The sequence below is a fragment of the Streptomyces amritsarensis genome, assembly GCF_001953875.1.
GTDB classification, from domain to species: Bacteria; Actinomycetota; Actinomycetes; order Streptomycetales; family Streptomycetaceae; genus Streptomyces; species Streptomyces amritsarensis.
Genome location: NZ_MQUR01000037.1, coordinates 25,270 through 39,559 on the forward strand (window position 1 = coordinate 25,270; position 14,290 = coordinate 39,559).

Annotated in this window: 11 protein-coding genes; 4 read left to right on the forward strand and 7 right to left on the reverse strand. The window is 71.7% G+C overall.

The features are described from left to right. Positions 1-26 precede the first annotated feature (26 nt). From AVW11_RS17440 to AVW11_RS17455, 4 genes are all read right to left on the reverse strand, one after another. Positions 27-1,490 carry an NCS2 family permease gene (locus AVW11_RS17440; protein WP_030853815.1) on the reverse strand — a complete coding sequence of 488 codons (1,464 nt, stop codon included), beginning with the start codon at positions 1,488-1,490 and terminating at the stop codon, positions 27-29. A gap of 326 nt (positions 1,491-1,816) precedes the next feature. Beyond that, a complete protein-coding gene (pucD, locus tag AVW11_RS17445) occupies positions 1,817-4,213 on the reverse strand; it encodes a xanthine dehydrogenase subunit D (protein ID WP_030853812.1) in 2,397 nt (798 codons plus the stop codon). A gap of 2 nt (positions 4,214-4,215) precedes the next feature. Next, the gene (locus AVW11_RS17450; protein WP_030853809.1) at positions 4,216-4,815 is read right to left on the reverse strand and encodes a (2Fe-2S)-binding protein; all 600 of its coding nucleotides are present in this window, start codon (positions 4,813-4,815) and stop codon (positions 4,216-4,218) included. Positions 4,816-4,817: 2 nt separating this feature from the next. Next, a complete protein-coding gene (locus AVW11_RS17455; protein WP_060180912.1) occupies positions 4,818-5,711 on the reverse strand; it encodes an FAD binding domain-containing protein in 894 nt (297 codons plus the stop codon). 253 nt (positions 5,712-5,964) lie between these two features. Here AVW11_RS17455 and AVW11_RS17460 point away from each other — a divergent pair, with 253 nt between their 5' ends. Both AVW11_RS17460 and AVW11_RS17465 read left to right on the forward strand, forming a co-directional pair. After that, complete coding sequence (locus tag AVW11_RS17460; RefSeq protein WP_030853803.1) at positions 5,965-7,644, forward strand: PucR family transcriptional regulator; 1,680 nt, start codon at positions 5,965-5,967, stop codon at positions 7,642-7,644. Positions 7,645-7,809: 165 nt separating this feature from the next. Further along, positions 7,810-8,598 carry a hypothetical protein gene (locus tag AVW11_RS17465; RefSeq protein WP_037834291.1) on the forward strand — a complete coding sequence of 263 codons (789 nt, stop codon included), beginning with the start codon at positions 7,810-7,812 and terminating at the stop codon, positions 8,596-8,598. A 380-nt stretch (positions 8,599-8,978) separates the two neighbouring features. Here AVW11_RS17465 and AVW11_RS17470 read toward each other — a convergent pair whose 3' ends face one another. Beyond that, positions 8,979-9,638, reverse strand: coding sequence for a GntR family transcriptional regulator (locus AVW11_RS17470; RefSeq protein ID WP_076044620.1), 660 nt, complete (start codon positions 9,636-9,638; stop codon positions 8,979-8,981). Positions 9,639-9,772: 134 nt separating this feature from the next. On the opposite strand from AVW11_RS17470, the gene AVW11_RS17475 reads away from it, so the two are divergent. Both AVW11_RS17475 and AVW11_RS17480 read left to right on the forward strand, forming a co-directional pair. Beyond that, the gene (locus AVW11_RS17475; RefSeq protein ID WP_076044622.1) at positions 9,773-10,633 is read left to right on the forward strand and encodes a (2Fe-2S)-binding protein; all 861 of its coding nucleotides are present in this window, start codon (positions 9,773-9,775) and stop codon (positions 10,631-10,633) included. 224 nt (positions 10,634-10,857) lie between these two features. Then, positions 10,858-11,916: a DUF2637 domain-containing protein gene (locus AVW11_RS17480; protein WP_076044624.1), complete on the forward strand. Its 1,059-nt coding sequence runs from the start codon at positions 10,858-10,860 to the stop codon at positions 11,914-11,916. Positions 11,917-11,954: 38 nt separating this feature from the next. Here AVW11_RS17480 and AVW11_RS17485 read toward each other — a convergent pair whose 3' ends face one another. Beyond that, on the reverse strand, positions 11,955-12,347 hold the full coding sequence (locus AVW11_RS17485; RefSeq protein WP_030853787.1) for an ATP-binding protein: 393 nt from the start codon (positions 12,345-12,347) through the stop codon (positions 11,955-11,957). Positions 12,348-12,543: 196 nt separating this feature from the next. After that, positions 12,544-14,283: a pyruvate dehydrogenase gene (locus tag AVW11_RS17490; protein ID WP_076044626.1), complete on the reverse strand. Its 1,740-nt coding sequence runs from the start codon at positions 14,281-14,283 to the stop codon at positions 12,544-12,546. Between the last annotated feature and the right edge of the window lie 7 nt (positions 14,284-14,290).

The following is a 14,290-nucleotide window of genomic DNA, read 5'->3' on the forward strand; positions in this document are numbered from 1 at the left end:
GCGACCCGGACCGGCGGTGCTCCGGGTCAGCCGACCCCGAGCCAGCCCTCGATCGGGTGCAGGGCGAAGAAGACCACGAAGATCCCGGTCAGCGCCCACATGAAGCCGCCGATCTCCCGGGCCTTGCCCTGAGCGATCTTGATGGCGACGTAGGAGAGCACACCGGCGGCGACGCCGGCCGTGATCGAGTACGTGAACGGCATGATCACGACGGTCAGGAAGACCGGGATGGCCGTCGCGCTGTCGGCCCAGTCCACGTGGCGGGCGTTCTGCATCATCATCGCGCCGATGACCACCAGGGCCGCGGAGGCGACCTCGCCGGGGACGATCTGCGTGATCGGGGTGAAGAAGAGGCAGGCGGCGAAGAACAGGCCGGTCACGACGGAGGCGAGACCCGTGCGGGCGCCCTCGCCGACGCCGGTCGCGGACTCGACGAACACGGTCTGGCCGGAGCCGCCGGAGACGCCGCCGATGGCGCCGCCGGCGCCGTCGATGAAGAGCGCCTTGGACAGGCCAGGCATGCGGCCCTTGTCGTCGGCCAGCTTGGCCTCGGTGCCGACACCGATGATGGTGGCCATCGCGTCGAAGAAGCCGGCCAGGACCAGGGTGAAGACGATCATGCCGACCGTCATGTAGCCGACGTCGCCCCAGCCGCCGAACGAGACGTCGCCGAAGAGCGAGAAGTCGGGCATCGAGACCGCGGAGCCGGAGAGCTCCGGCGGGCCGCTGCGCCAGGCCTTGGGGTCGATGTTCGCGATGGCGTTGACGATGGCCGCGACGACGGTGCCGCCGACGATGCCGATCAGGATGGCACCGGGGATCTTGCGGGCCTGCAGCATGAAGATCGCGAGCAGGGTGAGGCAGAAGATCAGGACGGGCCAGCCGGCGAGCTCACCGACCGAGCCGAGCTGGAGCGGGGGCCCCTGCTCGGGGCCGCGGCCGACGAAGCCGGCCTTCACGAGACCGATCAGGGCGACGAACATGCCGATGCCCATGGTGATCGCGTGCTTGAGCGCGAGGGGGATCGCGTTCATGATCATCTCTCGGAGGCCGGTGACGACCAGGAGACAGATCACGACACCGTAGACCACACACATGCCCATGGCCTGCGGCCAGGTCATCTGGGGGGCCACCTGCGAGGCGAGCACACCGGAGACGGAGAGCCCGGCGGCCAGAGCCAGCGGGACCTTGCCGACGAAGCCCATGAGGAGCGTGGTGACGGCCGCCGCGAACGCCGTGGCCGTGATGATGGCCGAGGCCTCCATCGAGGTGCCGGCGACGTCCTTGCCCGACAGCAGCAGCGGGTTGAGCAGGAGGATGTACGCCATGGCCATGAAGGTCGTGATACCGCCACGGACCTCGTTGCCGACGTTGGATCCTCTATGGGTTATATGAAAGTAGCGGTCGAGCCAAGAACGCCCGGCGGGGGTGGGGGAGCCGTCTCCGGCTTCCTCCGCGGTGGTCCTGGACTCCACTGACGACTGGGTCATGGTGCCTAACTCCCAAGGTTCAAAGGGGCACCCGCTTGGGGATTGGAGAATGCGGGATTTGGGATGGTGCGTTTGGCTGCACGACCCGGGGTGACGGCCCGAGGCGACGCGAATGTTCACTGCGTGTACTGCGGGTAGTGCGGGGTGACCGCTGGTACTACATGGGGGTTTTCGCAGGGGTACTGCCGGCTGAAGGGACCGCGAGCGGTGCGGTGCTTCGTATGTACTCCGGGCGGTGCGGCGGTGAAGTGTGACGTTCCCGAGTCACACCGCCCGGAGAGTCCGAGGGGGTCCGGGGGCCTCGCGGCCCCCGGACCGGGCCCGTCCTAGAGGGTCCCGGTGAGGGCTTCCGGACGGATCGGGGTCTTGTTGAGCTCCAGCCCGGTCGCCTGCCGGATCGCCGCGAGGACGGCCGGGGTGGACGACAGGGTCGGGGCCTCGCCCAGACCGCGAAGGCCGTAGGGGGCGTTCGGGTCGGCGAGCTCCAGGACGTCGACCGGGATGGTCGGGGTGTCGAGGATGGTCGGGATCAGGTAGTCCGTGAAGGAGGGGTTGCGCACCTTCGCGGTCTTCGGGTCCACGATGATCTCCTCCATGACCGCCACACCGAGACCCTGGGTGGTACCACCCTGGATCTGGCCGACCACGGAGAGCATGTTGAGGGCCTTGCCCACGTCCTGGGCGGTCGCCAGCTCGACGACCTTGACCAGGCCGAGCTCGGTGTCCACCTCGACGACCGCGCGGTGCGCGGCGAAGGTGTACTGGACGTGGCCGTCGCCCTGGCCGGTCTTCAGGTCGAAGGCGACCGTCGGACGGTGGCGGAACTCGAGCTCGAGGTCGATCGCCTCGTCCTCCAGGATGTCGGCGATGTCCGCGAGGACCTCGCCGCCGTCGGTGACGACCTTGCCGCCCTCGAGGAGCAGCTCGGCCTGGGCCCACGCCGGGTGGTAGGAGCCGTTCTTGCGGCGGCCCATCTCCAGCAGTGCCTCACGGACGTGCTCACAGGTGTTCTTCACGGCGCCACCGGTCATGTACGTCTGCCGCGAGGCGGACGTGGAACCGGCGGAGCCGACCTGCGTGTCGGCCGGGTGGATGGTCACCTGCGTGACGCCCAGCTCGGTACGGGCGATCTGCGCGTGGACGGTGACGCCGCCCTGGCCGACCTCCGCCATGGCCGTGTGGACCATCGCGACGGGCTCGCCGTTGATGACCTCCAGGCGCACACGGGCGGTGGAGTAGTCGTCGAAGCCCTCGGAGAAGCCGACGTTCTTGATGCCGACCGCGTAGCCGACGCCGCGGACGACGCCCTCGCCGTGGGTGGTGTTCGACAGACCGCCCGGCAGCGCGCGGACGTCCGCGCCCTCGCCGGCCGTCTCCCACTGGCGCTCCGGCGGCAGCGGGCGGGCCTTGACCCGGCGCAGCAGCTCGGCGACGGGCGCCGGGGAGTCCACGACCTGGCCGGTGGGCATGATCGTGCCCATCTCCATGGCGTTCAGCTGGCGGAACTCGACCGGGTCCATGCCCAGCTTCGCCGCGAGCTTGTCCATCTGGGCCTCGTACGCGAAGCAGGCCTGGACGGCGCCGAAGCCGCGCATCGCGCCGCAGGGCGGGTTGTTCGTGTAGAGCGCGATCGCCTCGATGTCGACGTCGTCCACGACGTACGGGCCGACGGAGAGGGAGGACGCGTTGCCGACGACGGCCGGGGAGGCCGAGGCGTACGCACCGCCGTCGAGCACGATCCTGCACTTCATGTGCGTGATCTTGCCGTCCTTGGTGGCGCCGTGCTCGTACCAGAGCTTCGCCGGGTGGCGGTGCACGTGGCCGAAGAAGGACTCGAACCGGTTGTAGACGATCTTGACCGGCTTGTTGGTGGCGAGGGCCAGCAGGCAGGCGTGGATCTGCATCGAGATGTCCTCGCGGCCGCCGAAGGCGCCGCCGACGCCGGAGAGCGTCATGCGGACCTTCTCCTCGGGCAGGCCGAGGACGGGGGCGATCTGCTTGAGGTCCGAGTGCAGCCACTGGGTGGCGACGTAGAGGTCGACGCCGCCGTCCTCGGAGGGTACGGCGAGACCGGACTCCGGGCCGAGGAAGGCCTGGTCCTGCATGCCGAAGGTGTACTCGCCCTCGACGATGACGTCGGCGCGCTTGCGGGCCTCCTCCACGTTGCCGCGGATGATCGGCTGGCGGTGCACGATGTTCGGGTGCGGGACGTGGCCGGCGTGGTGGTCGTCACGGCCCTCGTGGATCAGCGGCGCGTCGGCGGCCAGGGCCGAGGCCTCGTCCGTGACGAGCGGCAGCTCCCGGTAGTCGATCTTGATCTTGGCGGCCGCGCGGCGGGCGGTCTCCGGGTGGTCGGCGGCCACGAGGGCGACCGGCTCGCCGTGGTGGCGTACCCGGCCGTTGGCGAGCACGGGGGTGTCCTGGATCTCCAGGCCGTAGTTCTTCATCTCGGCCGGCAGGTCGTCGTACGTCAGCACCGAGTAGACGCCCGGCATGGCCAGCGCCTCGGAGATGTCGATGGAGACGATCTCGGCGTGGGCGACGGTGCTGCGCAGGGTCTGGCCCCACAGCATGTCCTCGTGCCACATGTCCGAGGAGTACGCGAACTCGCCGGTGACCTTGAGGGTGCCGTCCGGGCGCAGCGTGGACTCGCCGATGCCGCCCTTGTTGTGCTTCTGGGTGACGTTCGTCGGCGTACCGACGGTGCGGGTGTCCTGAGCCATGATCAGACCGCCTCTCCCTGACGGGCGGCCGCGAGGCGGACCGCGTCGAGGATCTTCTCGTAGCCCGTGCAGCGGCAGAGGTTGCCGGACAGGGCCTCACGGATGTCCTGGTCGGACGGGTCGGCGTTCTGCTCCAGGAGAGCGTCGGCCTGGACCAGCAGACCCGGGGTGCAGAAACCGCACTGGACCGCGCCGGCGTCGATGAACGCCTGCTGGATGTCGGAGAGCTCCACTCCCTCGCCGGTCTGCGAGTCGGTGCCCTTGGCGGACCACTGCTGGGCCTCGTCCGTGGACACGCCCTTGCCGCCGCCGCACGCGCCGGTGCCGCAGCCGTGGCCGTGCTCCTCGCGCTTCTTGGCGAAGTCGGCCAGGCCCTCGACGGTCACGACGTCGCGGCCCTCGACCTGGCCGGCGGCCACCAGACAGGAGCAGACCGGCACGCCGTCGAGGCGGACGGTGCAGGATCCGCACTCGCCCTGCTCGCAGGCGTTCTTGGAGCCGGGCAGGCCCAGGCGCTCACGCAGCACGTAGAGGAGGGACTCGCCCTCCCAGACGTCGTCGGCTTCCTGCGGACGACCGTTGACGGTGAAATTGACGCGCATGATTACGCAGCCCCTTCAAGCGAGCGGCCGTTCGTGCCGCGGTACTGCTCCCAGGTCCAGACGAGCTGGCGGCGAGCGAGGATGCCAACCGCGTGACGGCGGTACTTCGCCGTGCCACGGACGTCGTCGATCGGGTTGCACGCCGCGGAGGCGAGCTCGCCGAACTGCTTGGCGATCGACGGGGTGATGACCTTGCCGTTGTCCCAGAAGCCGCCCTCGTCGAGCGCGGCGTTCAGGAACTCCTCGGCGGCCTTGGCCCGGACCGGGGTCGGGGCGGCCGAACCGATGCCCGTACGCACGGTGCGGGTGTCGGGGTGCAGGGCGAGGCCGAAGCCGCACACCGCGATGACCATGGCGTTGCGGGTGCCGACCTTCGAGTACTGCTGGGGGCCCGTGGCGTTCTTGATGTGGACCGACTTGATGAGCTCGTCGGCGGCCAGTGCGTTGCGCTTCACACCGGTGTAGAACGCGTCGATCGGGATCATGCGCGAGCCGCGGACGGACTCGACCTCCACCTCGCAGCCGGCGGCCAGCAGGGCGGGGTGGGAGTCACCGGCGGGTGAGGCGCAACCGAGGTTGCCGCCGACACCGCCGCGGTTGCGGATCTGGGGGGACGCGACCGTGTGCGAGGCGAGCGCGAGACCCGGCAGGGTGGTCCGCAGGTTCTCCATGATCTGGGTGTACGGGACGGAGGCGCCGAGCTTGGTGACCTCCTCGCCTACCTCCCACTCCCGCAGCAGCTCGATGCGGCCCAGGTCGAGGAGGTACTCCGGACGGCGGTGGTCGAAGTTGATCTCGACCATGATGTCGGTGCCACCCGCAATCGGCACAGCTGTGGGGAACTCGGCCTTAGCGGCGAGCGCCTCCTCCCAGCTGGCGGGGCGAAGGAAGTCCATGTCGGCTCTCTTCTTCTTAATCGGGTCGTTCACTTCAAGCCAGGAGGCCCAATGGCCCTCGACTGGTCGTTCACGTGCTGTTAACGCGGTGTGGACTCAGTACACAAGCCGCGCGTCCCCCGGGTGCAGTCACCGAAACCATGAAGGAGTTGGCTGACGGCCTCCCTCGTCTTGTAGATTCGTATGAAAGGCAGGATGCGACGACCTGCCCGATTTCCAACGGCAACATTCGAGACAGATCGGCGGCGACATCATGCGGCTGCGCGCACTGCTGGAGACCGAGGCGCTGGGGCTGCGGCTGCTCGGCGGCGAGGACGAACTCGACCGTACGGTCCGCGGGGTCATGACGACCGACCTGCGCGATCCCAGCCGGTACCTGTCCGGGGGTGAACTCGTCCTCACCGGCCTGGCATGGAGGCGAAATTCAGCCGACTCCGAGCCGTTCGTACGAATCCTCGCGAGCGCCGGCGTCGCGGGGCTCGCGGCGGGCGAGGCGGAGCTGGGAGACATCCCGGACGATCTCGTTTCGGCCTGCGTGCGCAACCGGCTGCCGCTGTTCGCCGTGAACGAGGACGTTGCATTCGCCACCATCACGGAGTACGTCGTACGGCAGGTCTCGGGCGAGCGCGCCGGGGACCTGGCGGCCGTCGTGGACCGGCACCGCCGCCTGATGACCTCGGGTCCGGCGGGGGGCGGCCCCGACGTGGTGCTGGATCTCCTCACCACCGACCTCGACCTCCGGGCCTGGGTGCTGTCCCCCACCGGACGGCAGATCGCCGGGGCGGGTGAGCCGCTGGCGCCGGGCATCTGCGCAGCGCTGGCGGGCGAGCACCTCGCGGCGGTCCGGACGGGCCGCAGGGGGCCGCACCGGATCTCCATCCAGGGTATTACCTACTCGCTCTTCCCGATCAGGGGACACGGCCGCGGTGCCGCCGGACCGGCCGCCCGCGACGTGCGCGAGACCGTGCTGTCGGACTGGCTCCTGGCCGTCGAGGCGGACGCCGGCGACTGGCCGGCCGAGCGGCTGGACCTGCTCCAGGGCGTCACCCAGCTGATCGCCGTGGAGCGCGACCGGCGCGACGCCGCCCGCACCGTGCGCCGCCGCCTCGCACAGGAGGTCCTGGAGCTGGTCCAGACGGGCGCCGCGCCCGCCGAGATCGCCGCCCGTCTGCGGGTGGCGGCCCCGGTGCTGCTGCCCGGGCTGGGCGCCGCCCCGCACTGGCAGGTCGTGGTGGCGCGCGTGGACTGGGACAGCGGGGACATCCCCGGCGGCCCGGTCGCCCAGTCGCTGCTGGAGGAGATCCTCGTCGACCCGTCCGTCTCGGGCCCGGAGCCGTCCGACCGGATCGCGGTGGCCCATGCGGGTGACGAGGCCATCGCACTGGTGCCGCTGCCCTCGCTGTCCGGGGACGCCGGGGAGGACAAGGGCCCGGACTCGGCCCTTCACGCCGACGAGCTGCTGGCGACCGTACGGGACCCCCTGGCGGCCGGCCTGGCCGACGACGGCCGGCTCACGCTCGGCGTCAGTGCGGCCGTGCACTCCGCCGAAGGGCTGCGCGGGGCACTGGAGGAGGCCCGGCACGCCCGCCGGGTCGCGGCGGCCCGCCCGGGCCGGGTCTGCGCGGCCGGCCATCACGAGCTGGCGTCGCACGTGCTGCTGCTGCCGTTCGTCCCGGACGACGTGCGCCGCGCGTTCACCGCCCGGCTGCTGGACCCGCTGCGGGACTACGACCGGCGCCACCGGGCGGAGCTCATCCCGACCCTGGAGGCCTTCCTGGACTGCGACGGCTCCTGGACCCGCTGCGCGACCCGCCTGCACCTGCACGTCAACACACTGCGCTACCGGGTCGGGCGAATCGAGCAGTTGACGGGTCGGGACCTTTCCCGGCTGGAGGACAAGCTCGACTTCTTCCTGGCACTGCGCATGAGCTGAGGAGATCCGCTCCCCCGCCGACCGCGGGCCGGCCGGCGGCGCTGATGATCCGTCCGGACTTTGTGAAAGAGTTCACCCGACCCCTTGGCCGGAGCCCGCGATCCGTGCTCTCATTTCGCCCCAGGGCTCAACCATGTGCTGCTTGATTGCTTCGGGGAGGGCAATGTGGCGGATACCGCCATGTCGGGAGCCGGTTCCACCGGGGGAGACGACCCCCTCCAGCGGGCGATATGGCGGCTGCGCTCGCGCGGCTGTTGGACCGACGCGGCGGCTCTGCTGACGCCCCATGTGGGCAAGGCCGGCCAGGCGGCCGCCGCCGTGCAGCGCACGGCGCTGCTCGTCGAACGGTGCCTGTTCACGGGCCAGGGCTGGTCCGAGGCCGAGGACGCGCTGCGGATCGCCGAGGCGGTCGCCCAGGACGACGACGACCGGGGCGCGGCCGCGTGCGAGCGGGGCCAGCTGGCCTACGCCGCGACGGTGCTGGGCGTACGCGACCGGGCCGACGAGGCCCGCTCCGCGCTGGGCCGGGCGGCGGCCCTGCTGTCACCGGGATCCCGGACCCGCCCGCTGCTGGACTTCCGCCGCGGCCTGGTCGCCGAGCACCTCGCGGACGCCCCGCAGTCCGCCCGGCCCGCCTACCGCCGCGCCCACGCGGGGGCCGAGGCGCACGGGGACACCCTGCTGCTGTCGTTCACGTTCCGGCATCTGGCGGCCCTCGCCCTGCGCGACGGCGAGGTGGCCGAGGCCCGCAAGGGGTTCGCGGAGTCGCTGCGGATCCGGGAGGACCTGGGCTTCCTGATCGGCACCGCCCCGGCGCTGGCGGCGCTGGCCGAGGCCGAACCGGAGCCCGAGGCCACCCGGCTGCGCGCGGAGGCCCGCCGGCTGTTCCACCTGCTGGGCGGCATCCCCACCTGGCTGGCGGACCAGCTCCACCCCGCACCTGCCGTCCAGTAGGGCTGGGGCCGGACGCCGGGGCGCGGCGTCCGGTGCGGTGCAGCGCAAGGCGGCGGGCCGCGGCGCGTGCCGGACGTACGTGCGCGGTCCGACAACGCGGCGAGGTGCCGTTGCCGTGCCGGTCACACCACTGGCCCGGCCGACCCCGGCGCCCCACGGACCGATCTGCGGTGCGGCCCGCCCGTACGGCACTCCGCGCCCACGCCGCAGGCCCCGGCGCGGCGGGATCGTCCGCGGGCAGGCCCGGGCCGGCGGGGCGGACCGGGCCGCCGGGGGGAGACCCGGGCGCGGCCGGGGCTGCGCGGGGTCCCGGGGCCGAGTCCCGGCAGACCGGGCCGCCCGGCATGCCAGGGGCCGCTCCGGGCGGGGTCGCGTCCGGGTCAGGAGCCGGCGAAGTGCTCCCGTACCAGGGACTCCACGACCGTGAGGTCACGGGCGATCAGCGCCTCCAGCAGCGCCGAGTGCTCGGCCGCGTCGGCGACGAGATCGGCCCGCCGAACCCGCGGAGCGCCCGGCAGGGGCCACTGGGCGCGGCGGTGGAGCTCCTCCGCCACCTGCACCAGTTGCTCGTTGCCGGCCAGCCGCAGCACCGCCCGGTGGAAGGCCCGGTCCGCCTCCGCGTAGCCGGGCAGGTCGCCCGCGGCGGCCGCCTCGGCCGTGGCGGTCACGGCCGGACGCAGGGCCTGCCAGGCGGCTTCGGGCACGGTGCGGGCCAGTCGCAGCATGACGGGGACTTCGAGGAGCGCGCGGACCTCGGCCAGCTCGGCGAGCTCCCGGGGGGTCCGGGACAGGACACGGAAGCCCCGGTTCGGAAGGCATTCCACCGCTCCCTCGACGGCCAGCTGCTGCATCGCCTCGCGCACGGGGGTCGCGGAGACCCCGAAGCGCTCCCCCAGCGCCGGGCCGGAGTAGATCTCCCCGGGGACGAGCTCGCCGTCGACCAGGGCCGCGCGCAGGGCGTCGAGGACCTGCCCGCGCACCGAATGGCGCAACACCTTCCGCTTTTGTGCCGGTACCCGGGCCTGGGCCGCCTCGTGCACTCGGTCCTCCTCCGGGTCTCGGCCTGCTGACCTCCGAGAATAGGTGACGCGCCGCGCGACGGGTGGATACGGATACGCGAGAGTCGGGTAAGGTAAGGCTAACCTGTTAACGATCGTGTGATCGGTGGTCCGTCATGGCCGTCTCGACCCTCCCGGCGCTCACCCCCGCCCCGCCCGGCTCCGCGGTGGCGGGCGCGTACGCCCGGCTGGCCGACGTGTACGGCGGACTGCGGGTCGTCGAGCGGGCCGCGCACGAACCCTCCCCTCGCGGTGCGGGGTGGGTCGGCGCGGACGAGCTCGCGGCCGGCGGGGCCGCCCTGGACGCCTTCCTCGCCTGGGACAACGCCCAGGTCCTGAGGGACTACGGGACCCAGGCGCGGCCCGATGTGATCGCGAGCTTCGGGCTGCACCGGTACGCGTGGCCCGCCTGCCTGCTGATCACGCTCCCGTGGTTCCTCCACCGGCGGGTCCCCCGGCTCCCGGTCGCCGAGGTCGCCTTCCACCGGACCCTCGGCCGGATGAGCGTGCACGTCGAGAGCTTCGCCTGCCTGCCGGACGACCCGGCGGCCGGCCTCCCCGGGGCCCGGGTCGTGCCCGACGGGGAGGCGCTGCGCGAAGAGGTGCGGGCCGCGGTGGCCCAGCACCTCGAACCCGTGCTGGAAGGTTTCGCCCCGCGCATGCGGCGCGGCCGCCGCGCCCTGTGGGGCATGGTGACCGACGAGGTCGTCGAAAGCCTCTGGTACGTGGGCGAGCTGCTCGGCGAGGAACAGCGGACGATGGCCGAACTGGAGGCGCTCCTGCCCGGCTCCACGGCCCCGTACACCGCAGCCGCCGGGTTCCGTACGCTCCCGGCCCCCGACGGCCGCGAACTGCCCACCCGGGACCGGGCCAGCTGCTGCTTCTTCTACACGATCCGCCCGCAGGACACCTGCGTCACCTGCCCCCGCACCTGCGACGCGGACCGCGTCACCCGCCTCACGGCACAAGCCGCCTGACGCCCCCAGGGCGGGCAGGGGGCCAACCCACCCGTAGAGGTGGACATAATCGAACGCAACTCTGGCCGCGCGAGCGCCAGTTCGAGATACAACACCCTATCCGGCGGGCCCCGCCCCCCGATGGCGTCCACTTGCCCCGAAACCCGCGTGCACCACGCACCCGCTGCGCCACTATGGCGCCCGGAAAGCCGCACAGCCGCATACGCGAGGCAAGGGACATCCGCATGAGACTGACCGACATATCGCTGGACTGGCTGCTGCCCGGCAGTCTGCTGATCCTGGGCGTACTTGCGGCGGTTGCGGTGCTGGCACGGGGCAAGCGCGAGAGCGAGAAGGCCGCGGCCGAGGACAGCTGGGAGCGCAGCGAGGAGCGGCGGCGGCGCAAGGAGGCCGTCTACGGGACGGCCTCCTACGTCCTGCTCTTCTGCTGCGCGGCGGTGGCCGCCGCGCTCTCCTTCCACGGGCTGGTCGGCTTCGGCCGGCAGAACCTCAACCTCTCCGGAGGCTGGGAGTACCTGGTCCCCTTCGGCCTCGACGGCGCCGCCATGTTCTGCTCGGTGCTCGCCGTCCGCGAGGCCAGCCACGGTGACGCGGCCCTCGGCTCGCGCATGCTGGTCTGGCTGTTCGCGGGGGCGGCCGCCTGGTTCAACTGGGTGCACGCCCCGCGCGGTCTGGGGCACGACGGCGCTCCGCAGTTCTTCGCGGGGATGTCGCTGTCTGCGGCCGTCCTCTTCGACCGCGCCCTCAAGCAGACCCGCCGGGCGGCGCTGCGCGAACAGGGCCTGATCCCGCGGCCGTTGCCGCAGATCCGGATGGTCCGCTGGCTGCGGGCCCCCCGGGAGACCTTCGGCGCGTGGTCACTCATGCTGCTGGAGGGGGTGCGCACCCTCGACGAGGCCGTGGACGAGGTGCGCGAGGACAAGAAGGAGCGGGAGCAGGACCGGCTCCGCAGGCGCGACCAGAACAGGCTCGACCGGGCGCGCATCAAGGCGCTGGGCCGGCAGAACCGGGCGTTCGGGCGGTCCCGCGGCCGCCAGGTCGAGCTCCCGGAGCTGACGCAGGGAGCGGGCTCCGCGCCGGTCGGCGCGGAGCCGGCCATACCGGAATCGGGACAGCTGCCGCTACGCCTCCGGCCCTCCCTGCAGGCCGTGGGCCGCACCGAATCCACTGACGTGACCGGCACCCGGACGGTGGACCTCACCGCCGAGGACGACACCCAGACCATTCCCCGGCTGGACTCGCTGGAGCGCAAACTGAAGGACCTGGAGCAGCAGTTCGGCTGACAGGTCCGCACCAGGGGACACCCCGCGGGGCCCGCCGTTCAGGCGGGCCCCGCGGCGTACGGGGCCTCGCGGCGCCCGTCGAGCTCGAACCACACCACCTTGCCGCCGCCCAGGGCGAGCGCGTCCACCCCCCACTCGTCGGCCAGCGCCTCCACCAGCACCAGGCCCCGGCCGTGCGTACCGTCGTCGGCGGTCGGTACGTACGGCCGGGGCCTGCGTGCCGCGTGGTCGCGGACCTCCACCCGTAACCGTGCGGCCGTGAGGCTCACGGACACCTCCGCGCCCCGGTCGGTGTGGACGAGGGCGTTCGTGACGAGTTCCGTGATCAGCAGCTCGGCCGCATCCGCGGCCTCGGTCCGGCACCGGTGGCGCATCAGCTCCCTGAGTGCCCGGCGCACCTCGCCCACCGCCTTCAGGTCCGCGCGGCGCACGCTGCGGCTGATGCGCAGCGTGTCCACCGCTTCCCCGTTCTCCGCGGTGGACGGTTCGCGCGGTACCGGCGCCCCTCTCTTCCACAGCTTCCCCGTCTTCGCCCCCACCCGCACGCCGGTGTCCCTCCCGTGTCCGTTGCTCTCGAACAGGCCTACGGGATGCATGCCCCCCGGGTGGATCCGCACTCCTGCGGGCTTACGGGCGGGGCACGTTGCGAAGGTTGGATCGAGCCATCTGGATCATGCGTCCCACGCCTCCGTCGAGCACGATCTTGCTGGCCGACAGTGCGAATCCGGTCACCATTTCGGCGCTGATCTTCGGCGGAATCGACAGGGCGTCGGGGTCGGTCACCACGTCGACCAGAGCGGGGCCCCGGTGCCGGAAGGCGTCCTTCAAAGCCCCGCTGAGCTGCTTGGGCTTCTCCACCCGCGCGCCGTAGGCGCCGGCCGCGCGGGCGATCGCGGCGAAGTCCGGGTTCTTGTTCTGCGTCCCGTAGGAGGGGAGGCCGGAAACCAGCATCTCCAACTGGACCATTCCGAGGGATGAGTTGTTGAAGAGGACCACTTTGACGGGCAGGTCGTACTGCACCAGGGTGAGGAAATCTCCCATCAGCATGGAGAAACCGCCGTCGCCCGACATGGACACCACTTGACGGCCGCGATCGGTGAACTGTGCGCCGATGGCCTGCGGGAGGGCGTTGGCCATCGAGCCGTGGCTGAAGGAGCCGATGATGCGCCGCTTGCCGTTCGGGGAAAGATAGCGTGCCGCCCACACATTGCACATGCCCGTGTCGACCGTGAACACCGCGTCCTCGTCGGCCAGTTCGTCGAGGACAGAGGCCACGTACTCGGGGTGGATCGGCGTGCGCTTCTCCACCTTGCGGGTGTAGGCCTTCACCACGCCCTCCAGGGCGTCCGCATGCTTCTTCAGCATCCGGTCGAGGAAGCGGCGGTCCGTCTTGGCCTTCACCCGTGTGTTCAGGGCGCGCAGGGTCTCCCGTACGTCTCCCCACACGGCGAGGTCCAACTGGGAGCGCCGTCCGAGGTGTTCGGGACGGATGTCCACCTGGACGATCTTCACGTCGTCGGGGAGGAAGGCGTTGTACGGGAAGTCCGTGCCGAGCAGGATCAGCAGGTCGCACTCGTGGGTGGCCTCGTAGGCCGCGCCGTAGCCGAGGAGCCCGCTCATGCCGACGTCGTAGGGGTTGTCGTACTGGATCCATTCCTTGCCGCGCAGGGCGTGCCCGACCGGGGCCTTGACCCGGCCGGCGAACTCCATCACCTCGGCGTGCGCCCCGGCGGTGCCGCTGCCGCAGAAGAGCGTGATGCGTTCCGCTTCGTCGACGAGCCGGACCAGCTTCTCGATCTCCCCGCCCGGCCGCACGGTGGGCCGGGCGGTGACGAGGGCGTGCTCCACCGCCTTCTCGGGGGCGGGCCGGTCGGCGATGTCCCCGGGTAGGGCGACCACGCTGACGCCGCTGCGGCCGACGGCGTGCTGTACGGCGCTCTGGAGCAGCCGGGGCATCTGCTGCGGGTTGGAGATCAGCTCGCTGTAGTGGCTGCACTCGCGGAACAGCTGGTCGGGGTGGGTCTCCTGGAAGTAGCCCAGGCCGATCTCACCGGAGGGGATGTGCGAGGCCAGCGCGAGGACCGGGGCCATCGAGCGCTGTGCGTCGTACAGCCCGTTGATCAGGTGGAGGTTCCCGGGGCCGCAGGAGCCCGCGCAGGCGGCGAGGCGCCCGGTGATCTGGGCCTCGGCGCCCGCCGCGAAGGCCGCGGTCTCCTCGTGGCGGACCTGGATCCACTCGATGCCGTCCGTCCGCCGGATCGCGTCCACCACCGGATTGAGGCTGTCGCCCACCACTCCGTACATCCGCCGCACACCGGCCCGCACGAGGATGTCGACGAACTGCTCCGCCACGTTCTGCTTCGCCATGCCTCCA